Origin of the sequence: Hymenobacter qilianensis (assembly GCF_014638675.1) — a bacterium.
GTDB lineage: Bacteria > Bacteroidota > Bacteroidia > Cytophagales > Hymenobacteraceae > Hymenobacter > Hymenobacter qilianensis.
Window position 1 is genome coordinate 1,125,375 of sequence record NZ_BMFN01000001.1, and the last position, 25,385, is coordinate 1,150,759.

Here is a 25,385-nt window from a genome sequence, read left to right on the forward strand (position 1 = left end):
GACTACCAGATATAAGGCCTGTACTAATACTATTTTGCGCCGAGACCTGGGCAGCCAGTAGCAGCAGGAACAGCAAGAGCCCGTAGGCCTTGCGATGTATCCCGCTTTGGGGGGTGGGTAGAAGTGTACTCATAGATGTGGTATGAGGGGTAGATGTGTACTAATAGGTATTGTTTAAGTGCAAAAATTAAATGCTGACCAACAAGCTAAAGAGAGCAAGAAACAGGAATGCGAAGAATGCTTACAATTGGAGCCTATTGACCAATATCTATGTGAATATCCAACAAAAAATGTGACGCTTCTAATTTCTTCAGAATAATTACAACATTTTTTATGGTTTATCCGTAAAGCACGTGTTTTGCCCGCTTAACAGCGGTTTGTAGTCGACCAACAGACTTATAAAATCTATATTTGATATAAACTATGTACCTAGATTACCGCAATTGTTGAGCTTAGAAATAAATAGTCGTTTGCAATCATCATAATAGTCTAATACATTGTTTATCAATTGTTTATACAACAAACAAGTTTGTGATTTAAGCAATCAGATAACACACTTAATATAATTTAAACCCGGAAATGTTTAATTCTCCAAACTTATAGTAAGCCATTGCATACAAGCACATAGCCTATTCAGAGATTCATCACTAATGCTTTGCATAAACAGATAGGAGCCTATTTTTAAGCAGGACCTTTCTAAGAATCTGTTATTTGGCTTCAAGACCTGGTTTTAGCCGTATTTTATAAAGAACATATGCAGTAGCAAGTTGCTGGGCTTAAAGAATCGTATTGCACTAGTTTGCAGATTCTCCTACTTTGTTCAAAGGGTCTATACAAGCTTATATGCCTTATAACCAAGGCACAGGCGTACGCTAAGTATGTTCTATGACTAGTTTGCCTTTACTGTTCAGCCAAGCTTATGGCTTGACATGCGCAGGGCTACAGCATCCTAAATTCACGGGCTCAGCCCTCGAAAAGCCTGAAGATTTTCTGGTCAGATTATGTTAACCTTATACCAACTGTATGCGCAAAGTGGTCCTGTACATTGCCGCGAGTCTCGACGGCTACATCGCCTCGCCTGATGGCTCAGTAGACTGGCTACCACCTCTCCTACCGGGCGAGGACTATGGCTACGCCGACTTTCTTTCAACGATAGACACGACTTTGCAGGGCCGCACTACCTATGAGCAGGTGCTCACCTTTGGTGAATGGTCGTACCCTGAGCTTATCAATTACGTTTTTACCAGCAACCCGCCCACTGAAGCGGTGCATCCGTCCGTCAGGTTTGTAACGACGGATGCAGCCGAGTTTGTCCGGGAATTGCGGCAGGAAGAAGGCGGCACAATCTGGCTTATTGGAGGCGGTAAGCTTGTGGCCCCTTTACTGGCCGCAGGGCAGGTTGATGAGCTGATGCTGTTTGTGGTTCCGAGGCTACTAGGCAACGGTATTCCGCTGTGGCATGAGCCAAAACACTCACAACCGCTTAAATTGCTGCGTACCCATACTTGGCCTGATGGCATGACGCTATTACATTATCAGCTAACTAACATTGAATAAAAAAGCCCCCCAGACTAAGTCTGGGGGGCTTTTTTGGGTATCACAGATCGTTTGTGCGGGTTAGAAAAGACTCGGGGTTTCCGTTTTCAGCTGGGCAATAACTGTTTCGCCGCCCTTCACTTTATCGCCGAGCTGCACTTTCAATACAGTATCCAGCGGCACGTATATATCGACGCGGGAGCCGAACTTGATGAAGCCAAACTCTTCGCCCTGGCTTACTTCGTCGCCTTCGCTCACGTACCATACAATGCGTCGGGCCATAGCGCCGGCAATCTGCCGGAAGAGGACCATGGGCCCGGCTTCCGACTGCACTACGACTGTAGTGCGCTCGTTTTTGGTGCTACTCTTGGGATGCCAGGCGACCAAATAGTTGCCGGGGTGATATTTGAAATAGCGCACCACACCCGAAATCGGGTTACGGGTGATGTGCACGTTGATAGGCGACATGAAGATGCTGATCTGCTTGCGCGTATCGTCAAAGTACTCAGGCTCGTGCACGTCTTCAATCACCACTACTTTGCCATCGGCGGGAGCGATAAGCAGATCTTCGTGGGTAAGCAGATTGCGGTAAGGGCTGCGAAAAAATTGCAACAGCAGCAAAAAGGCTACGGCCGATGCCCCTACAAATATGAAGTTGAAGGTTTCGTTGCGACTATTAAACCGAAACAGCAACAAATTAACGGCCAGCAGAGCCAGCAGCGTAAAGAATAGTATGCGTCGTCCTTCTTTGTGAATCTTCATAAATCGCAGATTAGCTGCGCTGACCTAAGGATGAACCCAACCAGCAAAATGCGCAGCTACAGGGTTTCAACTAATCAAACAGAAAAGAAAACTGGTTTTGTTGCCGAGTTTGGTCACGAATGTACAAAAGCCTGACAAAGATAGCCCGGACCAAATGGTCCGGGCTAGCAATTAGACCGTTTTAGGGCTATTCTGTTTGCATACGCACAATTCAGCTATAGGGTCTAATTAACCAACGAAACTGATATCGGCGCTGAGTACGAAAGGCTTAGTAGCCGCCGCGGAATTTGTACGTCTGCGCTACTTTATCGATGGCTACTATGTAAGCCGCAATACGCATAGGCACTTTGTATTTCTGGCTGGTGGCGTACACTTTCTCAAAGGCATCGTTCATGATGCGCGCTGCGCGCTCAATCACCATACCTTCACTCCACTTGTAGCCTAGGCGGTTCTGTACCCACTCGAAGTAGGACACAGTAACGCCGCCGGAGTTAGCCAGAATGTCGGGCACTACCATAATGCCTTTGCGGTTGATAATATCGTCGGCGCTGGCTGAAGTAGGGCCGTTGGCACCTTCCACAATCAGCTTCGCCTGAATTCGCTCAGCGTTGTGCTCCGTAATCACGTCCTCTACGGCCGCTGGTACTAGTACGTCTACAGCGCTGGTCAGCAGTTCGTCGGGGTCCATGGAAGTAGCGCCGGTGTAGCCTTCCAAGCGGCCGTTATGCGCGTTTTTGTAGGCAATAGCTTCGTCGATGTTAATGCCTTCTTCGTTCCAGTAAGCGCCGCTGATGTCAGAGACACCCTTAATTTTTACGCCTTTCTCGCAGAGCAGCTTAGCTGCCCACGAGCCTACGTTGCCGAAACCCTGCACCGCTGCCGACGACTTGGTGGGATCCATTCCGAGCTTTTTCATAGCAGCAATGGCAGATACCATTACGCCCCGGCCCGTGGCTTCTACCCGGCCCAAAGACCCCCCCATCACCAGCGGCTTGCCCGTCACGACGGCGGGTGAAGTGGCGCCCGTGGTTTTGGAGAACTCATCCATAAGCCAAGCCATTTCGCGGGGGCCAGTACCCATATCGGGCGCTGGAATGTCGCGGTCGGGGCCGAATACGTCTTTCAGAGCCAGCGTATAGCCGCGGGTCATGCGCTCAATCTCGCCGGCGCTCATCTTCGTTGGGTCGCAGATGATGCCGCCCTTGGCGCCGCCATAAGGAATATCAACTACAGCGCACTTCCAGGTCATCCAGGCGGCCAATGCTTTCACCTCGTCGAGGTGCACGTGCATGTCGTAGCGGATGCCGCCTTTCGACGGACCCAGAATGGTGTTGTGCACTACGCGGTAGCCTTCAAACACCCGAATCTGGCCATTGTCCATGGTCACGGGAATATTGACGATTACCTGCTTGTCAGGTGCTTTTAAAACGTTGTAGGTTGATTCGTCTAAACCCAGAATCTCCGCCGCGATATTAAAACGCGACATCATGGATTCAAGTGGATTTTCGCGGTCCACGATAGGGGCCGGCTCTTTGTACACCGTGGTGACAGCCATAGAGGAGGAATGATTGAAAAAGGGTGGGAATTATGATTGGAGGCACATTAAGGCCGGGTGGAGCCGTAAATGTCCCCTGGGTTTGGGGTGGTCAAAGGTACTAGGTTTGTGCATACGCTGAATAAACCGCCTTGATGCTTTGCTATGCAATAATTGCCCCAATCCAGACGCTACGCCCTGTTTGAGGCAACGAAACAGGTTGCAGCTCCACAGTTGAAAGCTGTGGAGCTTATGCAATAAACTATTAGAAACAAGAGCTATGCGAAGCGTTTCTGGGAATTGCCCCTAGTAAGCCGGAAAGTAAGGCTTACTCCACTAATAGCTGTAGGAGCACCAACACCGGCAGCACCAGCAGCAACGCATCAAACCGATCAAGCAAGCCACCGTGCCCGGGCAGAATCCGGCCGGAGTCCTTCACGCCTACGCTACGCTTGAGCATCGACTCGGCTAGGTCGCCGAGCACCCCAAATACGGCTACAACAGCCGCAGCCACTAAGCGGTGTGAAAGCGGCATATCGGGCAGCAAATAGCCTAAGGCCCAGCCCATCACCAGCGTCAGCAACGCTCCGCCAATCCAGCCTTCCCAGGTTTTGCCGGGCGAAATGTTGGGGGCCAATTTGTGCTTGCCCATGGTTTTGCCAGCGGCGTAAGCGCCAATGTCGGCGGTCCAGACGAGGAAGAGCAGGGCGAGAACACGGCGGAAGTCGTAGCCAGCATCGGTAAAGGCCAGCACGCTGAGCAGACTCATCGGAATACTCACGTAAAACAGGCCCAGCAGGTTCACCCCAATATTCCCAAACGGGTTTTTTGAGCGCGGCCACAGAATCATTTCCCGCAAAATCAGCAGGACGGGGATGAGAACCAGACTACTGAGTAAAGCACGCTGAATCAGAAAGCCGAACGAATAAAAAGCCACCGGGCTCCCCGGCGCTGCATCCGCGTTGTAAATCTGAATGGCCGAATTGCCTTCCGTATTGTAATGCCCGGCGCCTGCAATCAGGTGTACGCCCATGAAGAGCAGCACGCTCACTCCTACTCCCATAGCCGCGACCGGCGCGTAGCCGGTCTTGCGCATCATGCGGTAAAATTCGAGCAGCATCTTAGCCTGCACCAACGCAAAAAACACCGCGAAACTCCACGCGCTGTACCAGATGCAGCCGAACAGCAGCACCGCGCCCAGCGCCCCGAAAATAACGCGCTGCGCTAGGTTGGACATCGGCTTCTTGCCTGGGGGCTGATCGGTCAGAGCGGATTCGGCTGGGGCGGGCGTGGGGGGCAAAATAGCGAGGTTAAGGGAAGATAAAAGTTAGGAAGCCGACTTGTCATCATCGACCTCAATGCCCCGACCGCTGAGCGTGTGGCGCTCATGCGGCACGGGCGCGTCGGCGGCGCGCACGGCTACCCCGGTGCTGCCAATGGTATGAGCCTCAGTAGGTTCGGCGGTGGGGGCCATTTTTTGGTACAGATAATACAGTATGCCAGCCGTGAGCAGGGCCGAAATCAATACAAGCGGCCAGGGCAGACTCTCGGTTGAGTCGGGATTGAAGGCATCGGTAGTCAGGGCGCGCTGCTGCACTAAGTACAGCAGCAAGAGCTGAAACGCATTCTGGGTGAAGTGAGCCGCCATGGGCACCAGAATATTGCCGCTCCAGGCATAGAGGTAGCCAAAAATTACGCCCAGGGCCAGACGCGGGATAAAGCCAAAAAACTGGAAGTGAATGGCGCTGAAAATAGCGGCCGCCAGCCAGATACCGGCGTGGTGACTGCCCGTCCACTGCACCAGATTGCGCTGTACCACTCCCCGAAATACCAGCTCCTCACTAATGGCCGGCACAATGGCAATAACCAGCAGAGCCACCAGAAGACGCGTAACCGTATTGAACTGCGTCAGCGACTTGGTCATGGCTTCCGCTTGATCCTCCAGCTGCCGCGCCCACGTTTCAAACCCCTGCATGAAAGGCGGGAAATGCATCTTGGCATTCCATTCTACTAAGCTCGACATGGCGGGCAGGCTGACGATAACGAGCACTCCAGCGAGCAGCAGCCATTCATTGTGTGTGGGCCGCCGGGGGGCAAAATACTCGGCCCAGCGGTAGCCCTGCATCCAGGCCAGCGCCAATGCCGAACCGGCAAAGCCAATAAACAGCGTCAGGCCCTGACTGAGCATAAGCAGCGACCAGCCATCGGGGTGCGACCCGGGCCGGCGCGTGACGTTGCCCATCTCCAGCAAGCCAATATCGTAGATGCTGCTGGCCAGAACAGCGATGAAAAATGTGGCTACGCACAAGCCGCCCACCATCAGGCCAACGAGCAAGAGCAGAGTCAGCAATGGGTGCAAGCGGCTGGACACGAAACCTTTCATAGCAGACAGGTGGTTACGGGAAACTTGGAAGTGTCGTAAATTTGCGCAAATTCCTCTAACTGCCTACTTGTGGTACACATCCGCGACCTAGCTCTGCCCGATTTCCCGTTGCTTTTGGCTCCTATGGAGGACGTATCCGACCCGCCTTTTCGGGCCGTGTGCAAAGCCAACGGGGCTGATTTGATGTACACTGAGTTTATTTCCTCGGAAGGATTGATTCGGGACGCGGCCAAAAGCAAGAAAAAGCTCGACGTGTTCGACTATGAGCGGCCCATCGGCATCCAGCTTTTTGGCTCCGACGTAGCTACGATGGGCGAGTGCGCCGCGATCAGCACCGCCGCTGGCCCCGACCTGATTGATATCAACTACGGCTGCCCCGTAAAGCAGGTGGCCTGCCGGGGCGCCGGCGCGGCTCTGCTGCGCGACATTCCGAAGATGGTGGAAATGACGTCGGCGGTGGTGCGCAATACCCATTTGCCCGTGACGGTGAAAACGCGCCTGGGCTGGGACGACGACACCAAAAACGTGGAGGAGGTAGCCGAGCGCTTGCAGGATATTGGCATTGAGGCGCTTACCATTCACGGCCGCACCCGTGCGCAGCTTTACAAAGGCGAGGCCGACTGGACCCTGATTCACCGGATCAAAAACAACCCGCGCATCCACATTCCCATCTTCGGCAACGGCGATATTGACTCGCCCGAAAAGGCGGCGCTTTATAAAGAGCGCTATGGCGTCGATGGTATCATGGTGGGTCGGGCCAGCATCGGCTACCCCTGGATTTTCCGCGAAATAAAGCACTACCTCGCCACCGGCGAAAAGCTGGCGCCGCCTACTATTGAGGAGCGCGTGGCGATGTGCCGTATGCATTTTGAGAAGAGCATCGAGTGGAAAGGACCGCGCGTGGGTGTGTTTGAGATGCGCCGGCACTATGCCCAATACTTCCGCGGGCTGGAAGGCGCCAAGCAGTGGCGCACCCGCCTAGTAGACGCCGAGCAGCCCGCAATCATTCTGGAAATTCTGGAAGAAATAGCCGCCGCCGAACCGGTAATGGTGGGATAAGGCTGAAGTCAGGTATTTGCCCCCCAGACTAGTTCTGGCTAACCAAGTGATAGGCCCATCTGCCGAAACTGAGCCGCTGAGTCGCGGGCACCCCAGCGCCGTTGAACTTGGCCGTCTCGGACCACGAAGTGTTCCATCGCGACAATCTCATACGTCTTGTCCGTAATGGCGCTCCCACGAAACGAACCGATCGATTGTCCACGCTCTGTGTAGCGCACTGCCACTTCATCGCCCTCAGCGATTATAGACTCTACCTCTAGCTGAATGTTGAAGGCGTTATGCAACTCTTGCCAGACTGGTATTACTTGCTCCATACTACCCCAGCCGAGCACCCCATACACCAGCGCATCGGGGGCAAAAATAGTGCGTAAGGCTTGCATATCACCTTGGTTAAAGGCTTTTACATAAGCCTGTACAACTAATTTGTTAGCTTCTGTTGGCTCCATAGTATGGTTCAAAACATAAGTTGTAAAGCAGCAGTCTGGCACAAGAATCTTCACAGCTACAAGTCTACAGAACGGCGTGATAATTAACCAGTCAACTATTGATTTTACTTGTCTGGCGCTGCACATGCAGTTAGTGCCACTTACCCGCATCCTCCCGATACCTCAGTACTTGTTTTGATCTTTGTAGCCATTATGCCTACTGCTCCTCCTATTGCTCCTGCTTCCACCGCCACCATCGCGCCTGCCCAACGTATTCCAGCCTCGGCCTGGGTGTTGCTCGTTGTTTTGGCCTGCATCTGGGGCACCTCGTTTATTCTGATGAAGAAGGGGCTGGAGGTTTTTTCGGCTCTGGAGCTGGGCGCGGCGCGGGTGAGCATTGCCGCGTTGGTGCTGTTGCCGTTTGGGCTGCGCCACGTGCAACGCGTAGAGCGCAGCCGCTTCAAGTATTTGCTGCTGAGCGGCATAGTAGGCACGTTTATTCCGGCGTTCCTATTTGCTTACGCCGAAACCAAGCTGGCCTCGGGGCTGGCCGGCGTACTCAACGCACTTACGGTAGTGTTTACGCTGCTGGTGGGCGCTCTATTTTTCCGGCAGCGTATTACGCCGCTGCGGGCACTGGGCATCGGGCTCGGCTTTGTGGGTACGGTGGTTCTGATGGGCTTGGGCGGCAGCGGGGGCTCGGCCACTCCTACCGGCCTGGGCAACGCCTGGTACGGCCTCTACATCGTGCTGGCCACGATGGGTTACGGGGTTAGTGTCAACGTGATTAAGCACCATCTGCATGGTATTCCGTCGCTGGCAGTTACCAGCCTGCTCCTCATGCTTATCGGCGGCCCGGCCCTGGTTTTCCTTTTCGGCTTCACCGATTTTCTCGTGAAGCTTTCTACTGTGCCCGGCGCCTGGTCGGCCCTGGGCTACATCGCGTTGCTGGCCTTTATGAGCACAGCAGTAGCGATGGTGCTGTTCAACAAGCTGATTCAGGAATCGACGGCGCTTTTTGCCAGCTCCAATACGTATCTGGTGCCTATCGTGGCGCTGGGCTGGGGTGTGCTGGATGGCGAAACCATCAACCTGCTGCATTGCCTGGGCATGATTATCATTCTGGGGGGCGTTTTTATGGTAAACAAAGCCAGATAGACCGCGCAAAACCTGGTTTACCGCCTTGTTTAGCCAAGTATCCACTACCAGCCGTGGCGCCACACCAACAGCCCCAGCACCGTGAAAGCGGCGAGTGCTAGGCTCCAGGGCCAGTTCGCTTTCACGGCTCGCCACCATCCAGTCGGCTTACGACGCTTATTTCGCACTGCTTTTGGCATGCTGGAACCTACGTACAAAGCATTGCTGCTGGATTCTCTGCGTCGGGCTTGCCTGCTCTGGCACCTGAGCCTAGCCCGAGCGCCTAAAAAGCCCCCCAGAAGTCAAACTGAACCCACCGGTGCGCGCGCCCACCCCGAAGCTCCGGCGAAACCCAGGTAGCCGATGGCTCGAAGCGTACGCGACCATAAGTGAGCACCAAACCGCCGCTGCCCTGCACTATCCCGCGCTTCAATTGGCTTGCACTCAGCGTATAAGGACTCTGCCGATTAAGCATTCCGCCCTGTAGCGTAGCATTATAGCCTACTACTCGCCCTTCTAAGCGGCCCTGAGCGAAAACCTGTAGTTTTTTCCCCCCAGCCCGGCCCACTGTTGAGTTTACACCAAGGTCGCTGAAATACGGGTTCATTTTCCCCGCGCGCACCAGCAAGCCAGTGGCCGCCAGCGTGTACAACGTACCCACCGAGGCCCGCGCCGTACCGATCAGCTCCACGAATTTGCCCCCCGCGGCTATTTGCTTCTCGGCGGCAACGTGGTAGCCCATTACCAAGTCGTTTCGCACCTGATAATCCCAGCCCTGCGGCGTGGGTGCATCCAGCAGTTCATGTACTTTGGTTTGAAAGCCCTTCGCCCCGGCGGCCGGCCCGATAAAGCCTAGGTCGAGGCCGGCAGTCAGCCGCTGCCGTTGTCGGGGCTGATTAGCAATGCGGTACAGCGAAGCATAGATGTAGGAAGCATATGGCCGGTCGCCCACCCGGATAAACGCATCCTGTATTCGCAGCGGCGTAAAACCATCATAAAACAACTTCACGCCATGATAGCGCACGGCCGCCATTTTGCCCCCCAGCAGGATTTTATTTACCGGCGACTTGGCCAGCGCGGGTAGCACCACATTCAGGCTCATGCCTTGGGTAAAATAATAGTCAGTGCGAAAAAAGGCGTCGTTTGCGAAAGAATAGGCGATGAGATGGTCAGGGCTGACAACACTACTGTCGGGGGGCATTTTTTGGGCCCGTCCTGTCCGAATAAGGGTCAAAATCAGCAGCAAAGTACTCAGCCAGTAGCGCATAGAGCGCTATGTACGCAGCCTAGGGCCAGTTCAGTTTGGAGTTCATCTGCCAGCTGGCGCACATTGTATGCTTTATAGAAACAGGTTTGATAATCAAGTATTTAATTAAAACCATCTTACATCATTCCGTAAACCTGCAGCTACATTTGCTTCTCACAGACGCGTTTTGTGTAGTTTGGTCTATACACGAACCAGCCTTACCTTTCTTTATCGCCTAAGAAGCGGGTAGTTGCTTGATTACTTCAAAGCTCCTCTTTCTTAGTTCAGCACTACTGCCGGGCCTCATGGGCCAGTATCACACGCAACACATGTCTATTCGCACCGATAACAAATGGGACTGGGAAATCGGGTCCAAAACCAGTTGGTGGGGCACCAGTTTGCCTGACCTTTGGGCTTACCGACACTTAGCCTCAGGGCTGGTGCGCCGCGATTTTCTGCTCGTCTACCAGCAAACCATTTTGGGTCCGCTGTGGGTGTTGCTGCAGCCTCTCCTGACCCTGATTACGTATGTCGTCGTTTTCGGCAAAGTAGTCGGCATTTCAACGGGCGGCACCCCGCCCGTGCTTTTCTACCTGGCCGGCATTATTCTCTGGAACCTGTTCAACGATACGTTCACCAGTATCTCATCCACCTTCCGCGACAACGCTCAGGTATTCAGCAAGGTCTATTTCCCGCGCCTTATTATTCCAGTTGCGCGCCTTACCGGTTACCTATTCAACTTCGGCATCCAGTTCGGGTTACTAATCTTAGTGCTGGCCTATTATTTCATTTTTCAGGGCCTACCAGTGCCGGATGTTAAATGGCTGTTGCTTGCGCCCGTAGCCATTTTGCTCGTTGGCACAATAAGCTTCGCGCTAGGCTTATTCTTCTCTGTATTGACGGCAAAGTACCGGGATATGAACTACCTGATAGGATTAGGAACCCGTCTGCTCATGTTCCTGACTCCCGTGATTTATCCCGTCGGCTACGTATCGGAAAAGTGGCGCTGGCTTGTGCAACTCAATCCTCTCACCCCCCTATTTGAGTTGTTTCGCCGCGCGCTTCTGGGCCAGGGAGTGGTTACTTTTCCCCTCTTCGCTTACAGCTTCATCGTTACGGCTGTCCTCTTGTTGGCCGCGCTGCTTATTTTTAATAAGCAAGGAGACAAGCTAATAGATACGATATAAAAACATATGTCAGAATTAGTTATCCAAATTGAGAAACTATCCAAGGTTTACCGCCTAGGAACCATTGGCACGGGTTATCTGCTCCAGGACCTGCAGCGCTGGTGGACCACAGCGGTCCGCAAACAGCAGGATCCATTTTTTCAGCTACCCGACGCCCAGTTTCCAAATGCCACCCAGAGCCAGGCCCTATGGGCTCTACAGAATGTCGACTTTGAAGTAAAGCAGGGCGAGGTGTGGGGCATCATTGGTAGCAATGGCGCAGGTAAATCCACGCTTCTTAAAATAGTGTCGCGCATTATTCGTCCGTCCGCTGGCTTTGTTCGAGGCCGTGGAAAGGTGAGTAGCCTGTTGGAAGTGGGTACGGGCTTCCACTCGGAGCTTTCCGGCCGGGAAAACATCTATCTGAGCGGTTACATCCTGGGGATGAGCAAAGCCGAGATCCGAGCTAAGTTCGATGAGATAGTGGCTTTTTCCGGAGTAGAAAAATTCTTAGATACGCCCGTAAAGCGCTACTCATCAGGAATGTACGTGCGATTGGCTTTTGCTGTAGCCGCACACTTGGAACCCGATATCCTGATCATCGATGAAGTTCTGGCTGTGGGCGACGCCGAGTTTCAGAAGAAGTGCTTGGGTAAGATGCGGGAAGTAGCTACCAACGACGGACGCACCATCCTTTTCGTCAGTCATAGTATGCAAGCCATCAACAACCTCTGCGACAAAGGGCTATGGCTGCAACATGGCAAAGTCAGAGCGACCGGCCCCGTAAACGACGTAGTGAATCGTTACTTAATTGATAATCAGCAGCTCAAAACAAAACAAAGCTGGACTGATCCGAATGAAGCCCCAGGCAATGACAAGATTCGGTTTAAACTGGTTGAGCTTATTCCACAACTCCTTCAACCAGATGCCCCCCTCGATATCCGCACGCCACTTACCATTAGGTTCCAATTTTGGAATTTCACGGATGATATTCTCATTAGCACCCATTTAACGCTGTTTTCCTATAATGGTGACTGTGTGTTTGATGTCGCTTCAACTGCGACAATTTGCCAGAAAGGAGTGGTAAGTGGCGAATGTACTATTCCCGGCAATTTCCTCAATGATGGATCCTATTATATAAACTTATACGTGCTGAAGGATACTACTATTAATCTATATGATTATGAGCAATGCCTGAGTTTTGACTTAGAAGACTATCGCACTAATATTCAATGGTATGGCAAGTGGTGGGGAGTAGTTCGCCCAACGTTCCCTTTTTTCCTTACCCAAACACATATGGCTCTACCCTAAATATATTTATCGACAGGAAGGCATCCGTAACTATATGCAGAACCGTGAAAACAATCTGTTTTTAATAGCATTTACAAAATCTCTGTTTTTCAAATCTATTTCATATAACCTATACCGATAGTATTGAATTACTTTTTTTGTGTATTTATTATATTGACTAAATTCAGCATTTCTGATCAATTTAAAAAAGCTGATTATCTGCAAGATCTGGTTGTAATCTGTCTGGCCTGAATAAGCCCCACGTTGGTGAACCCTATAAATACTCATGGTTTCACTAAAATACTTACCCTTACCATATTTACATAAGATAAGATAGAACCCCCAGTCTGTAAAAGGCAAGCTCAATAACCATTCTGGCAACGGGTGTCCTACTACGTTTCTATGTAGTACCGATGAAGTATAAACAGGATTATAGACTTGCAAAAAATGCTCCGTAGAAAAAGTATTATCAATCCCTTTATGTACTGGATCTACAGAATCAACAAAAGTATCTTTAATTCGATCTATAATACGCACTTTGTGAAAGCAGAAAGAGAACTCCGGATTTGTTTCAAGAAACTCAACCTGCTTCTGAAGTTTGTATGGATCGATCCAATAATCATCCCCATCTAGCCAAGCAATGTATCTTCCAGTACAAAGGTCATACGAGGCCTTTGTCATTGGAATCATACCCAGATTTTTGTCGGGCAAATATAACCTGATCCTATCAGGGTAGCGCGCTTTATAAGCAAGTACAATCTCCCGGGTTCGGTCACTGGAAAAGTCTTCTCCAATGACCAATTCATACGTAAAGGTCGTTAATTGACCTAACACGCTTTCTAATGCCTCAGCTATATATTCTTCGTGATTATAGGCAGTAATCCAAATACTTATGTCTACCATTTACAGAAGCTAGAGTTATAAGTTGGAATTACTCGAACTGGAATATACCTACTGTTTTACACCATAATACATACCCCTACCGAACAAACCTTTAGGATCATAATTCACTTCCACAGAGGCTTTCTCCATCGCACTTCTATAATCGATATCAGTCCACAACCCCATTATATGTTCCTCCGAAAAATTATTAACGCCTTCCGGTGTTCCTACCATATAATTTATATTAAAAACTGATGTATTATCTTTCAACTGACTAACATACATCCATGCAATTTTTAGATTAGGCTGATCAACGAAGTTAGCAGTTATCTTTCCGACGACATATTGATCTGGTGTAATCCAAGGTTCAATTACCAATAACCCACCAAGATTTAAATGTTGAGCTAAGCACTTTACGGTTTTGTTCAGGTTGTCAACCGTTTGCACATAAGCAATCGAGCTAAACAAGCAAACTACAACATCGAAAGTAACTGACAAATCAAAATCGGTCATGTCCTTCTGGTAGAAGGGTACATCTGGACATCGTGTGTGAGCTACCTCTAATAATTCAGCATTAAGGTCTATACCAACAACCTGATATCTATTTCTTAGATGCTCTATGTGTTTACCAGTACCACAAGCCACATCAAGCAACGTCTTGGCATTGGGGTTATATGATTGTATAAGTTGATGAAGGTGGTCAGATGCTTCACTATAGTCTTTGAAATTATAAAGAGCATCGTAGTAGCTAGCCGTTTTGGTAAACATTTATTCTATGGTTTGAAAGTGTAAATTATACATGAAACAATTATGTACGTTCCCTATAAGCTGGGAAATAGCCAGTCTTATCGCTTGGATCAGCAGAAATTTCCAGGCAAAGCTGAGAATAGACAGGTTCATTGTACACTTGTTTCAAGCACCTCAATGGACAAATAACGGCGCCAAATCGCTGTTTAAACTGAGCAATAGAATCGTTACGCTGCACCCCTCCACCTAAATTCAGAGTTGGTATATTGAGTGATTTTAAGTAGCTCACACCAAACCATATGAGTGGAACAGCTTTATCTCTACCCTCTGGCAAGGAAATATTGAATAAATATTCTGCTCCATGCAAAGTATAAGCAAACAATGAAACTGCTTGCATTTTGCTACCCTCACTATATCCAACCATTATAACGTTATCTAACTCTATAATATAACTTAGAGTGTTTTCCGAGAAATTATATACACTCGATGCATTTCTCTCAGCAAAAAATTGGTGATAATTGTTAAGAAAAAACTCTTTGATAACATTTTTATCTAATGTAAAATTTTGGCTTTTGTCAGAAAATGTCTTCAGCTGCCGCCTTCTATTCGTCGACAGATTCTGAAAAAGCTCTTCCATTGTAAGCCTCAGATTTATGATATATAATTCATTATATTCAAACACATCTTCTTCAGCATAATAAGAGGGATTCTCTAATATCGGATTCAATCCAATATATCCACTCACCCACCCACATTCATATGCAAATTTTTTCCAATAGTTTGGGAAATTGAGGCAACTCCGATTGCCAATAAAACCTGAAAAACCATAAGGGGTTACGACATCCTTAACCCCTTTATACTCACGAATTGCTATAGGGCATAGCACTTTAATATCATTGCTGACAAAATTATATAAGTAAGTGTCATAATCAGTTGTTAAATGCATTGCATAACAACTTTGCCATGTATGACTAAAGGAATGGGGAATATCCTTTAATGCCTCACTCCACATTTCAGGAGCACTTAATGAAATAAGGTTGTGGTTCATCTACCTAATTCATCTTCTATTAGTTCAACGACCCTTATAAGGTCATCTAAGCCATACCTCTGGTCGATGGGCAAATAAACTATGTTTTCAACATAATCGTACTCGACAGTATTATTATCAACCCATGAAAGAACGTTCTTCCAATAAATGGGAGTAAACACCTTATTTGCTAATAGCTGACTCCTTACTTTCGGCTTTTTTGAATAAAATGGATAAGCCATAGGCACATCTTCATCTTCTAGATAAATTTTTAAAGTGTTATGTTTTTTTAACAATTGATGTAAAAAAATGAAATTTTCCCTTCTTTTTAAAATAATACAAGGATATTCAATTGATTGCAACAAGCTCCTTGTTAAATTAGACATTTGCAAAATAGGCTTACCTGACAAGCTTTTGTCATTTTTAATAAAATAATCATATCCATTTTCTGCTCCAACATCAATCCTCCGTAATAGATGCTCGAACCTTTCGAATGAGGTGTCCATCTTTATATCATCGAATAATAAAGTGTCTGTATACAGATAAGCGCCATCTGGAACACCAAAAAATTTTCTTGGCGAATAAAATGTATCCATCTGCGCAAGTGGAGCAGAAAAGAAAGATTGCGAATTATCTATAATTACATTACCTGCAATATCTTGCAACCCATTAATAAATTTGTTTTTTAAGCCAAAATAGTTAATATATAATAATGCTTGATGTTTTTTTATTTTTTTAAAATCGAATATCGGCTCAAAACATTCGCTTATAGAGTAGAACTCATACTCTATTCCCACCCTTTCTATTGGCTCCAGCAACACATCACAGCTAAAGAAAGGCAAATATATTTTCAATAATCCTTTTGCCCTTATTATGTATTCTAAAGCATTCCGACCAGTATTCAGCCTGATCGCATTATCGTGGTACTCGTTCTTTCTAGATAATTCCAGTCCGAAATAGCCGCCAACACTATTCATATGAGCTTATATTTAGCTAAATATCCACTAATGACAGCAGGCGAATTAAACATCATAACGTCTATCATCGACAAATCTTGAATACAGAATTTGTTCGATTGATGATAAACAATAGGATCAGATTTTAAAAAGCAGAGCTTAAGTCCCCTTTCCAAAAAATTATCTCTGGAATATAGAGAAGTCCCGCCAATTGCGTTAATATATTCTTCCGCTCTCTCTTTTAAACAAATATCTATTACTCTCTTTTCGGATTGCAAATCTTTGTTTTCATATATTCTCGATGTTTTTATCAGTTGAGTTTTTATATCCAGATATTCAACGACGCTTTTAATGCTGCAATAATTCAACTCTGATATGCTAGCATAGTTCGAATCAAAAACAGTTCGTACTATGTCGAACGCCTTACTAAAGAACGGGGCCTTTTTGTAATTTTGCTCAATCGTTTTTATAAAATTTTTATTCCAATAAGCTAAATTTTTTGGCGCAAGCTCGTAAATGAGCTTGTTCGAGCCAGCCCCTTCAAGCGGGATGGTGAACATTGATTTTACGCCATTAATTAGAATATTGTTCCGATTGATCCAGCCTTGCTTGATATAATTAACATCATCATATATAACAAACTTGTCTACAGCATTTATTAATTGAAAATAACCAATATAAGGAAAAATATAAGGCTGCATTATCGCTATTTTCATTCTATAAGTTTTCTTTTATTATAGCAACTATTTGCACAACCGATGAGCTAGACAAATCATGGGCGAGAGGCAAGCAAAGAATACGTGGGGAGATACTCTGGGCAACTTTGCCTTCCTGCTTCTCAACATAATTCAATTCAGATAGAGGCGGATAAAAATATCGCCGCGGAAAGATCTGCTGAGCGTTAAGGGCATGTATCACCGTGAGCATTTTTTCTTCGTTCGGAAAGATCACAGGATAATATGCATAGTTATAGAGTACATCCTTAGCAATCAGTGGCCTCACCAACCCGAGGCCATCAAGCAACTGATCATAGTGCTTACTGATTTCCTGCCTACGACGAGCTAAGTCGGACACTTTGGGTAATACACACAGCCCCATGGCAGCATGTAATTCTGAATTTTTCCCGTTGATTCCCAGTCCTAAGAACCTTTCTGGTCCATCGTGACCGAAGTTACTCATATATGAGATCTTATGTGCTAGCTCATCATCATCGGTAATAATTGCCCCCCCTTCCCCTGTGTGAAACAGCTTGGTCGCGTGAAAACTTAAGGTAGATACATCGCCGAAGTTTAGCAGTGATTGACCTTTGTATTGCACTCCAAAAGCATGGGCAGCATCGTAGATAACCTTTAATTGATGCTTCTGCGCAATGGCTTCAATGGCTTCTACATCACAGGGATTGCCATAAACGTGTGTGGCTAAAATGGCGCTCGTACGCGGGGTAATAGCTTGTTCTACCAATTGTGGATCAAGGCAAAGCGTATCCTGCTGGATGTCGACAAATGTCGGCTTGCACCCCTCCCATACAATGCTGGAGGTTGTAGCAACGTAGGAAAACGGTGTTGTGATAACTTCTCCTTTTAGCTCTAAAGCCTTAATAGCGATTTGCAAGGCTATTGTGCCATTGGCAACAAAGAATAAATGCTTGACGCCTAAATGAGCCTTTAGCTTTTCCTCCAGTTCCAGCACCAACGGTCCATAGTTCGTTATCCATGTCCTATCCCAAATACCCTGAAGATATGCTGTATATTCCTCTAAGGGTGGCAGATATGTTTTTGTTACATTAATCATGCAGAGGATAATTGACAGCAAAGCTGTAGGTAGTAATTGCTAAAGGAATAATAAGGAGCCTGTTTGGGTACTACAAAATACAAACTATCTGACGCGCAGCAAATGCCCCGACAGGCTACAATGGCTTGTAACTACCTGACTTTTAAATACAGACTATCATAACTAGCCATCAGGGCTTCTTCATCCCCAGCTTGCTGTGCTTGTAGCCATAGCCAAAGTACACGCCGAGGCCCATCACCAGCCAGGCAAAAAACAGCAGCCAGTTGCTCACGCCCAATTGCGTCATCAGGTAAAGATTGGTGAGCAGGCCCAGCACCGGCAGCAACGACAGCCGGTTGCGGAAGGAAGCAATGCTCAGATACACGCAGAAGCCCAGGAACACCAGCATCGGGATGTAGTGGCGGAAGCCTTCGTAGCCACTGTCGCCGCGTACGGCGCGACCGAACTCGGCTACTTGCTCGCCGTTGTAAGTCAGCAATAAAAAGCCCCCCACAAGCACCACGAGCGGCACCAGAAACTTGCCGTTGAGGTAAGGTACCTTGAACCGAGCCTCGGAAGTGCCGTGCGGGTCAATCAGCAGAATACCGCCGCACACCAGCGCAAAAGCGAATAAGGTACCAATGCTGGTCAGGTCGATTACCAGGTCCATGTTGAGCAGCAAAGCCGGGATGCCCACGAATAGGCCGGTTACGATGGTGCTAAACGATGGCGTGCGGAAGCGGGGATGTACGCGGGCAAACACGGGGGGCAAAAGCCCGTCGCGCGACATCGACATCCAGATGCGGGGCTGACCAATCTGAAACACAAGCAGCACCGAAGCCATAGCAAAAATGGCGCTTACCGCTACCAAGCCAGCCAGCTTAGGCAGGCCAACTTTGGTGAAAACAAAAGCCAGCGGGTCGCCTACGCCTAGCTCTTTATACGACACCATACCGGTAAGTACCAGCGTGATAATCACGTACAGAATGGTGCAAATAATCAACGCATAGATCATGGCGCGGGGCAAGTCGCGCTGCGGGTTCTTGCACTCTTCGGCCGTGGTGCTGATGGCGTCGAAGCCGATGTAGGCGAAGAATACGGCCGATACGCCTTTGAGCACGCCACTCACGCCGTTGGGCGCAAAGGGTGTCCAGTTGCCGGTATTTACATAGAAAACGCCTACAATAATCACGATTGCCACCACAATGAGTTTGAGCAGCACCAAGAGATTGGAAGCGTTTTTTGACTCTTTAATTCCTACATATACAAGGCAGGTAATGAGGAACGTGATGCCGAAAGCAGGTAAATCAATGACCAGGCGCAGGGAATCAGTGAGTTCGGGGGCGGCAATCCAAGTTTGATAGCCGGCCATATCGGCCGGTGAGGCTTCGGTGAGCGGCCGCCCGGCCATCATCAGCTCCAGCACGTTGTGGTAGCCTTGGTAGGCGCTCTGAAAACCCATACTTAAGTAAGCAGGCACCTCTAAGCCAATGCCTTGCATGAGCCCAGTGAAGTAATCAGACCAGGAGATGGCTACCACGATGTTGCCCACCGCATATTCCATAATCAGGGCCCAGCCAATTATCCAGGCGGTAAGCTCTCCAAAAGAGGCGTAGGCGTAGGTGTAAGCCGAGCCGCTTATGGGAATGGTGGCAGCAAACTGCGCGTAGCACAAGGCCGAAAACGCGCAGGCAATAGCGGTGAATATAAACAGCAGCGACACCGCCGGGCCGCCATCGTGGCTGGCGTTGCCGATGGTGCTGAAAATACCGGCCCCAATGACGGCAGCGATACCCAGCGCCGTGAGGTCGCGCACGGTAAGGTTGCGCTCCAGGGCGCCTTCCTCGGTGCTGCCGGGGTGGACGGCCGTATCGACGGGCGGGTTTTGCAGGATGGCGGAAATGTCTTTACGACGGAAGAGGGAGGAGAAAGAACTCATTCGGAAGGTGAGAAGCGGAGGTTTGGGGGGCAAAAGATAAAGAATATTGCGGCGGGGCTGCATAACCCGACAGCAGCTTATTGCATCTGTGCCAGCCTCTGGATTTAGAAGCAGGCAACTGAGCACTGCGTCTTGACTCAACTTTCAGCTTAAAAATTCTGGCTGATCCGTATGGAATCGGTGGCAAGGCGGCATCAACTGGGAAACCTGTAAACGCTAGCTGCCATGCCGCACCGCCCTACCATCACTATTCCGCAGCCCTGCCACGAGAGCTGGGCTCAGATGACGCCCGCCGCCCAAGGTCGCCACTGCGCCGCCTGCGACAAAGAAGTAGTTGACTTCTCAGGTATGACTGATGCCGAAGTAATCGGGTGGTTTCAGCGTGAAGAGTCGGGCCGGACCTGCGGGCGGTTTGCAACCCAGCAACTGAACAGGCCGCTACTGGTAGTGGCCGTACGGGCTTCCCGCTGGCCTACATGGCTGGCTGCCACAGCGGCTGTAGCCGGTTTGCAGGCCGGAGCCGCCGTCGAGACCCAGGCTCAGCGTATCACCCCAACGGAACAACACATCATAACGATGGGAATGGTGGCAGTACCGCGCCGAGTGGAGCCGCTTGCCCTGAATTTGCCCCCCACGGTGGTGCGCGGCTCCGTTACAGATAATAACTCGGGGGAGGGTCTGCCGGGCGTAACAGTGCTGCTCAAAAACACCTCAATCGGTACTTCGACTAACAGCGACGGTACTTTTGAGCTGGAGATTTCGACCCTGGCTGCTGGACAAGCATTAGTCTTTTCATCGATTGGCTACGTCAGTAAAGAAATAACCCTGGATGACACCCCACAGCGACAAAGAGCAATTAAGATAAGCCTCGATACGGACACGAAAGGCCGATTCATAATAGCAGATTACACTTCTCGCAAACCCTGGCCGTGGCATCCGCGCGCTATATGGCATAGGGTGCGTAATGCTTTTCGCCAGTAGGCAGCAAACCTTTTGCCCCCTAAAGGCATTATTCCGGGGTATGAGAAATATTCTGCTGCTTGCCCTATCGCTATTCCTTGCTACTGCCTGCACGCTTAAGCCAACTAATAAACATGATGTTTTTACCGAACGCGCCCAGCTACCGCAGGAAGAAGCACCACATCTGCGCAACTCCCTGGAGTGGTGGTACTTTACGGGTCATTTGAAGGATAAAGCAACCGGCGAAACCTACGGAGTAGAGTACGTATTCTTCCACTTCAATCCCTCGGGCAAGCAGGATTACCAGATGGTGAACTTTGCCCTCACCGACCCGCAAACCAAGCAATTTCGCTACGACTATAAAGTGGAGCGGCTGCCTAAGCTGCTGCCCGCCACGCTCCCGCTTAGCCTCTCGATGAAGAAAAAGGACGAGCGCTGGACATTGAGCGGGCAGGAAGGGCGCTATCATCTGCAAGCGCGCATGGCTTCCCATCCGGGCGTAGCGGTGAACCTGACCACGACCCCGGCCAAAGCCATCTTGCTGCACGGCGGTACGGGCTACGAAAAATATGGCCCCGTCGCGCAGGCTGGGTACTATAGCTACCCGCGCCTCACGGCCGCTGGCACCATCGAAGTCAACGGGCAGGCCCGAGAGGTGGAGGGCGAACTGTGGTACGACCGCCAGTGGAACTGCAACTCCGTGACCACGAAAGATCTTGGCTGGGATTGGTTTTCCGTGCAGCTCGACGAGCCTCGGGAGGAACTTATGGCGTATCAGCTTTTCAACAAAGCCACGGGCCAGACCGTAAGCGGGGGCTCGCATTTTGGCCCCCAGGCCGAAAATACGCACTTGGCCGCCGAAGATTTTCAGCTCGAAACCCTCGACTACTGGACCAGCCCGGCCACCAAGCTGCGCTACCCCAGCAAGTGGCGACTGCGCGTACCGAAACAAGGCTATGATCTTACCATTGAGCCGATTATGCTCGACCAGGAGCTGACGCTCAAGCTGCTGCCCGGTATTAAGATGAGCTACTGGGAAGGCATGTGCCGCGTGACGGGCACTCACAACGGCAAGCCGGTCAGCGGCAACAGCTACGTGGAAATCACCAACCGTAAAGAGGTGAAGCTGCCCCGCCCGAAGCCGATTGAAACTCCGGCCGCCAGCAGTATAGCTCGTTAGTTGCTGGCCATCAATCTTTTACTCACCGTTCAGGATTATTCGAAAGGTAGTACCCTTACCCACTTCCGACCATTTCACAAACAGTCGGCCTTGGTGGTAATTCTCGATGATGCGCTTAGCCAACGCTAGTCCCAGGCCCCAGCCGCGCTTTTTGGTGGTGTAGCCGGGCAGGAAAACGCGGTCAATCTTGCTCTTGGAAATGCCCTTACCCGTGTCGGTGATGTCGATGGCAATCTGGGACTTGTTGCGGGCGGGGCGGCGCAGATGAATGGTAATACTGCCGCGGCCATCCATGGCATCGATGGCATTTTTGCAGATATTCTCGATCACCCAATCGAACAGCGGAATGTTGAGCTTAGCCGGCGTGTGCGTAGGCAGGCTGGTTTCAATCTTAAATACCACTTTCTTCGATACCCGGCTTTGCAGATAAGCAATAGCGTTTTGGGTGACTTGCAGGATGTTCTCATCCTTGAGCACGGGCACCGATCCAATGTTGGAGAAGCGCTCCGTAATGATTTCCAGACGCCGCACATCCTTGCCTAGCTCTTCTACAATGGGCTCATCTCGGAATGTCTCCGACTCTTTCAGGTAAGTGTGCCACGCCATCAGGCTGCTCAAGGGCGTGCCCAACTGGTGGGCCGTTTCTTTGGCAAGACCCACCCAAACGCGGTTTTGCTCGGCCCTGCGCGAGTAGCTGAAGGCGAAGTAGGCAATGACGCCCAGGCAGGCAATAATGGCCAGCTGCACCAGCGGGTAGTAGCGCAACTGCGTGAGCAGCACGGAGTCTTGGTAATAAATATAATTCCGCAGCCCCGCCGCGTACTCTACCACAATGGGCGGGTGCTGGGCCTTCATCTTCTCGATTCGCTCGCGCAGAAACCGAATAGTAGCTTCTTCTGACATACCCTTGGGCAAGTCGATATTCTTGGTGCCCTGAATATTGCCCTGATCATCCGTGAAGATGATAGGAATGGTGGTGTTGGCATCAATGATTTGCTCCTGCACGAACACCAGATTGGTTTCCTCCTCCGTGCTGATAATATAGCGCTGGGCCTTGGCGTACAGGTCTATCTGCTGCTGCTCGCGCTCAGAAAGGCGACCTACCAGAATATTGGTGTAGATAACCGTAGCGGCGGCGATGAGCAGGGCACCAGCCAGCACCACAAGTTTAATACGGGACTTCTGATCGTAAATCGGTAGCAAAGGCGGAAAAGCTGTAAGGCAAAAATGCCCCCCACGGGAGGCTCAAAAGAACTATAAACGCACGGGCAACGAAGATACGTGCCCGCGCCCGATGCAGACGCTTTCGCTCCAGTTGGAGTTTCAGGGTTGTGCTTGACAGGAGAGTGCCACACGAATTTTTTAAGTTTATCTGCGCACCAAAAAGCCCCCCAGCTTGGTTATACGCCCTTTGACACGATACTTTACGTAATCTCGAACCACCATGGAGCAACGGCTGTTTTCACACTAGCGATTTCCGCCGTATTTTTGCCCCCTGATTCTCGCACTAGCACCAGCTATGCTCCACCCATTCAAGGCTGTCAGCCTGTCTTTCAAGAAAGCGCCCCTAGCAATTCGGGAGCTTATTGCATTAGACGAGGCTGCTTGCCGCCGCTTCCTACATACGCTCCATCACGATTTGGGTCTCAGCGACCTGCTCGTGCTTAGCACCTGCAACCGAACGGAGGTATACTACGCCGCCGACCACGACCAGAGCACGGCCATCATTACGGCTTTAGGTCATCTCAAGGGTTTGCCCGAGAGCCATGCCTATGCGTCGTACTTCGATGTGCTTGACACCTACGAGACAGCTGTTCTGCACCTTTTTGAGGTAGCGATGGGACTTGATGCTCAAGTAGTAGGCGACTTGCAAATCAGCAATCAGGTAAAGAACGCTTACCAGTGGGCCGCCGATGCGGACGCCGCGGGCCCGTTTTTGCACCGCCTTATGCACACTATCTTCTTCACCAATAAGCGCGTACAGCAAGAGACCAGCTTCCGTGATGGGGCAGCGTCTACTTCTTACGCCACGTTGGAACTAGTGGAAGAGCTAACCGCCGATGTAGCCAACCCGCGCATTCTGGTGGTGGGCTTAGGTGAAATTGGAGCTGATGTATGCCGCCACCTCGGCGACAGTAGCCTCTTCACCAATGTCAGCATATGCAACCGGACCCGTACTAAGGCCGAAGAGCTAGCTCTCGAGTGTGGTCTGCGTGTACTTGACTTTGAGGACTTGGTAACGGGCCTGAAAGACGCCGACGTGGTTATTTCCTCTATCAACCGCGACTCGCCCTTCTTCACCACCGATATGGTGGCGCGCCTCGACGTACTGAACTACAAGTTTTTCATCGACCTCTCGGTGCCCCGCAGCGTGGAGGCCGAAGTAGAAAACGTGCCCGGTGTGCTGGTATATAACATCGACGCTATCCATAGCAAGGCTAGCGCGGCGCTAGAGCGGCGCTTGGCTGCTGTGCCACAGGTACGCGCTATTATTGCTGAAAGCATTGCCAGCCTTTCCGACTGGACCAAGGAAATGCTGGTGTCGCCTACCATTCAGAAGCTGAAGAATGCCCTAGAGCAGATTCGGCAGGAAGAAATGGACCGCTACCAGAAGAAATTGGCCCCCGAGGAAGCCAAGCGCATGGACGAAATTACCCGTTCCTTGATGCAGAAGTTTCTGAAGCAGCCGGTGCTCCAGCTAAAAGCTGCCTGCAAGCGCGGCGAAGCCGATCAGGTGATTGATATCATCACCGAACTCTTCGACTTAGAAAACCAGCCTACTACGGCATAGCTTCCGCACCGCGTATCGTTGTTTAGTTGTTAAAAAAAGCCCCCCACGCGAGTCGTTCAGCTATCCGCGACGCGGAAGCTACGCGCTACACCAAAACGATTGCCCAAGCCTTTGCCTGGTGTTGGCACCAAACGAAAAAAGACCGCTATCAGCGGTCTTTTTTCGTTTGGTTTCGTGAGCGAAACAGGTGATTACATAGATTCGCAGCAATCCTCGAGTGAGTCGATCACATCGAGCAGCTTAGGAATGGACAGGGAGTAGTAGATCTTAGTACCAACTTTGAATGACGACAGGATACCGCGGTCTTTCAGAGTGATAAGATGCTGAGAAGCAATGGCTTGGGGCAAGTCGAGCGAACGGTAGATCTCCGTTACGGTCATCTTGTCCTCCTTACCCAGCAGATCCACGATTGCGAGGCGTTTAGGGTGGGCCAACACTTTCAGCATTGCGGCAGCCTTGTCTACTTTCTTCGATTCTACGCGCGCCAGCAGTGGTTTCATATACTAGTACAAAGGTGGAAAACTTAGGGAGAGAATAAGGATCATACGATATTCTATACCTGCAAAGTTCCTTTGAAACGAACATAGCGCTGAAA

23 protein-coding genes are annotated in these 25,385 nt (G+C 50.0%); 8 read left to right on the forward strand and 15 right to left on the reverse strand.

Features of this window, described 5'->3' with window-relative positions:
* Positions 1–1,023 precede the first annotated feature (1,023 nt).
* Positions 1,024–1,557 (forward strand): dihydrofolate reductase family protein, encoded by a 534-nt coding sequence (locus IEW06_RS04760; protein ID WP_187733663.1) that lies wholly within the window; start codon positions 1,024–1,026, stop codon positions 1,555–1,557.
* Between the two features lie 60 nt (positions 1,558–1,617).
* Here the strand turns inward: IEW06_RS04760 and IEW06_RS04765 are convergent, their stop codons facing one another.
* The 4 genes from IEW06_RS04765 to IEW06_RS04780 all read right to left on the reverse strand — a co-directional run bounded on the left by IEW06_RS04765 (position 1,618) and on the right by IEW06_RS04780 (position 6,215).
* Positions 1,618–2,298 carry a phosphatidylserine decarboxylase family protein gene (locus IEW06_RS04765; RefSeq protein ID WP_187733662.1) on the reverse strand — a complete coding sequence of 227 codons (681 nt, stop codon included), beginning with the start codon at positions 2,296–2,298 and terminating at the stop codon, positions 1,618–1,620.
* Between the two features lie 268 nt (positions 2,299–2,566).
* Positions 2,567–3,853 (reverse strand): Glu/Leu/Phe/Val family dehydrogenase, encoded by a 1,287-nt coding sequence (locus IEW06_RS04770; protein ID WP_188547576.1) that lies wholly within the window; start codon positions 3,851–3,853, stop codon positions 2,567–2,569.
* Positions 3,854–4,160: 307 nt separating this feature from the next.
* Complete coding sequence (locus IEW06_RS04775) at positions 4,161–5,132, reverse strand: phosphatidate cytidylyltransferase (protein ID WP_187733661.1); 972 nt, start codon at positions 5,130–5,132, stop codon at positions 4,161–4,163.
* A 27-nt stretch (positions 5,133–5,159) separates the two neighbouring features.
* Positions 5,160–6,215 carry a CPBP family intramembrane glutamic endopeptidase gene (locus IEW06_RS04780; protein WP_187733660.1) on the reverse strand — a complete coding sequence of 352 codons (1,056 nt, stop codon included), beginning with the start codon at positions 6,213–6,215 and terminating at the stop codon, positions 5,160–5,162.
* A gap of 69 nt (positions 6,216–6,284) precedes the next feature.
* On the opposite strand from IEW06_RS04780, the gene dusB reads away from it, so the two are divergent.
* Entirely contained in the window at positions 6,285–7,274 is a 990-nt protein-coding gene (gene dusB, locus IEW06_RS04785; protein ID WP_187733659.1) for a tRNA dihydrouridine synthase DusB, read from the forward strand.
* Between the two features lie 38 nt (positions 7,275–7,312).
* Here the strand turns inward: dusB and IEW06_RS04790 are convergent, their stop codons facing one another.
* Entirely contained in the window at positions 7,313–7,870 is a 558-nt protein-coding gene (locus tag IEW06_RS04790) for an ester cyclase (RefSeq protein ID WP_308421988.1), read from the reverse strand.
* A gap of 42 nt (positions 7,871–7,912) precedes the next feature.
* On the opposite strand from IEW06_RS04790, the gene IEW06_RS04795 reads away from it, so the two are divergent.
* On the forward strand, positions 7,913–8,857 hold the full coding sequence (locus IEW06_RS04795) for a DMT family transporter (protein WP_187733657.1): 945 nt from the start codon (positions 7,913–7,915) through the stop codon (positions 8,855–8,857).
* A gap of 262 nt (positions 8,858–9,119) precedes the next feature.
* Here IEW06_RS04795 and IEW06_RS04800 read toward each other — a convergent pair whose 3' ends face one another.
* Complete coding sequence (locus IEW06_RS04800; protein ID WP_188547577.1) at positions 9,120–10,103, reverse strand: lipid A deacylase LpxR family protein; 984 nt, start codon at positions 10,101–10,103, stop codon at positions 9,120–9,122.
* A gap of 308 nt (positions 10,104–10,411) precedes the next feature.
* On the opposite strand from IEW06_RS04800, the gene IEW06_RS04805 reads away from it, so the two are divergent.
* Positions 10,412–11,269 carry an ABC transporter permease gene (locus IEW06_RS04805; protein ID WP_187734217.1) on the forward strand — a complete coding sequence of 286 codons (858 nt, stop codon included), beginning with the start codon at positions 10,412–10,414 and terminating at the stop codon, positions 11,267–11,269.
* Between the two features lie 6 nt (positions 11,270–11,275).
* The gene (locus tag IEW06_RS04810) at positions 11,276–12,559 is read left to right on the forward strand and encodes an ABC transporter ATP-binding protein (protein ID WP_187733655.1); all 1,284 of its coding nucleotides are present in this window, start codon (positions 11,276–11,278) and stop codon (positions 12,557–12,559) included.
* A gap of 30 nt (positions 12,560–12,589) precedes the next feature.
* Here the strand turns inward: IEW06_RS04810 and IEW06_RS04815 are convergent, their stop codons facing one another.
* From IEW06_RS04815 to IEW06_RS04845, 7 genes are all read right to left on the reverse strand, one after another.
* Positions 12,590–13,441, reverse strand: a complete 852-nt coding sequence (locus tag IEW06_RS04815; RefSeq protein WP_187733654.1) for a glycosyltransferase family 2 protein — start codon at positions 13,439–13,441, stop codon at positions 12,590–12,592.
* Between the two features lie 48 nt (positions 13,442–13,489).
* Positions 13,490–14,188, reverse strand: coding sequence for a class I SAM-dependent DNA methyltransferase (locus IEW06_RS04820; protein WP_187733653.1), 699 nt, complete (start codon positions 14,186–14,188; stop codon positions 13,490–13,492).
* 40 nt (positions 14,189–14,228) lie between these two features.
* The gene (locus tag IEW06_RS04825) at positions 14,229–15,215 is read right to left on the reverse strand and encodes a GNAT family N-acetyltransferase (RefSeq protein WP_187733652.1); all 987 of its coding nucleotides are present in this window, start codon (positions 15,213–15,215) and stop codon (positions 14,229–14,231) included.
* The gene (locus IEW06_RS04830) at positions 15,212–16,171 is read right to left on the reverse strand and encodes a hypothetical protein (RefSeq protein ID WP_187733651.1); all 960 of its coding nucleotides are present in this window, start codon (positions 16,169–16,171) and stop codon (positions 15,212–15,214) included. Before IEW06_RS04830 ends, IEW06_RS04825 begins: the two co-directional genes overlap by 4 nt.
* Positions 16,168–16,866, reverse strand: coding sequence for a WbqC family protein (locus IEW06_RS04835; RefSeq protein WP_187733650.1), 699 nt, complete (start codon positions 16,864–16,866; stop codon positions 16,168–16,170). Before IEW06_RS04835 ends, IEW06_RS04830 begins: the two co-directional genes overlap by 4 nt.
* A gap of 1 nt (position 16,867) precedes the next feature.
* Positions 16,868–17,941, reverse strand: a complete 1,074-nt coding sequence (locus tag IEW06_RS04840) for a DegT/DnrJ/EryC1/StrS family aminotransferase (protein ID WP_188547578.1) — start codon at positions 17,939–17,941, stop codon at positions 16,868–16,870.
* 169 nt (positions 17,942–18,110) lie between these two features.
* Complete coding sequence (locus tag IEW06_RS04845; protein WP_187733649.1) at positions 18,111–19,859, reverse strand: amino acid permease; 1,749 nt, start codon at positions 19,857–19,859, stop codon at positions 18,111–18,113.
* A 225-nt stretch (positions 19,860–20,084) separates the two neighbouring features.
* Here IEW06_RS04845 and IEW06_RS04850 point away from each other — a divergent pair, with 225 nt between their 5' ends.
* On the forward strand, positions 20,085–20,840 hold the full coding sequence (locus IEW06_RS04850; protein WP_187733648.1) for a carboxypeptidase-like regulatory domain-containing protein: 756 nt from the start codon (positions 20,085–20,087) through the stop codon (positions 20,838–20,840).
* A gap of 40 nt (positions 20,841–20,880) precedes the next feature.
* Positions 20,881–21,999 (forward strand): lipocalin-like domain-containing protein, encoded by a 1,119-nt coding sequence (locus IEW06_RS04855; protein ID WP_187733647.1) that lies wholly within the window; start codon positions 20,881–20,883, stop codon positions 21,997–21,999.
* Positions 22,000–22,017: 18 nt separating this feature from the next.
* Here IEW06_RS04855 and IEW06_RS04860 read toward each other — a convergent pair whose 3' ends face one another.
* Positions 22,018–23,202 (reverse strand): sensor histidine kinase, encoded by a 1,185-nt coding sequence (locus tag IEW06_RS04860; RefSeq protein WP_187733646.1) that lies wholly within the window; start codon positions 23,200–23,202, stop codon positions 22,018–22,020.
* Between the two features lie 316 nt (positions 23,203–23,518).
* Between IEW06_RS04860 and hemA the strand changes: the two genes are divergently transcribed.
* On the forward strand, positions 23,519–24,790 hold the full coding sequence (gene hemA, locus IEW06_RS04865; protein ID WP_187733645.1) for a glutamyl-tRNA reductase: 1,272 nt from the start codon (positions 23,519–23,521) through the stop codon (positions 24,788–24,790).
* A gap of 191 nt (positions 24,791–24,981) precedes the next feature.
* Here the strand turns inward: hemA and IEW06_RS04870 are convergent, their stop codons facing one another.
* Positions 24,982–25,290: an ArsR/SmtB family transcription factor gene (locus tag IEW06_RS04870; protein WP_084443403.1), complete on the reverse strand. Its 309-nt coding sequence runs from the start codon at positions 25,288–25,290 to the stop codon at positions 24,982–24,984.
* Between the last annotated feature and the right edge of the window lie 95 nt (positions 25,291–25,385).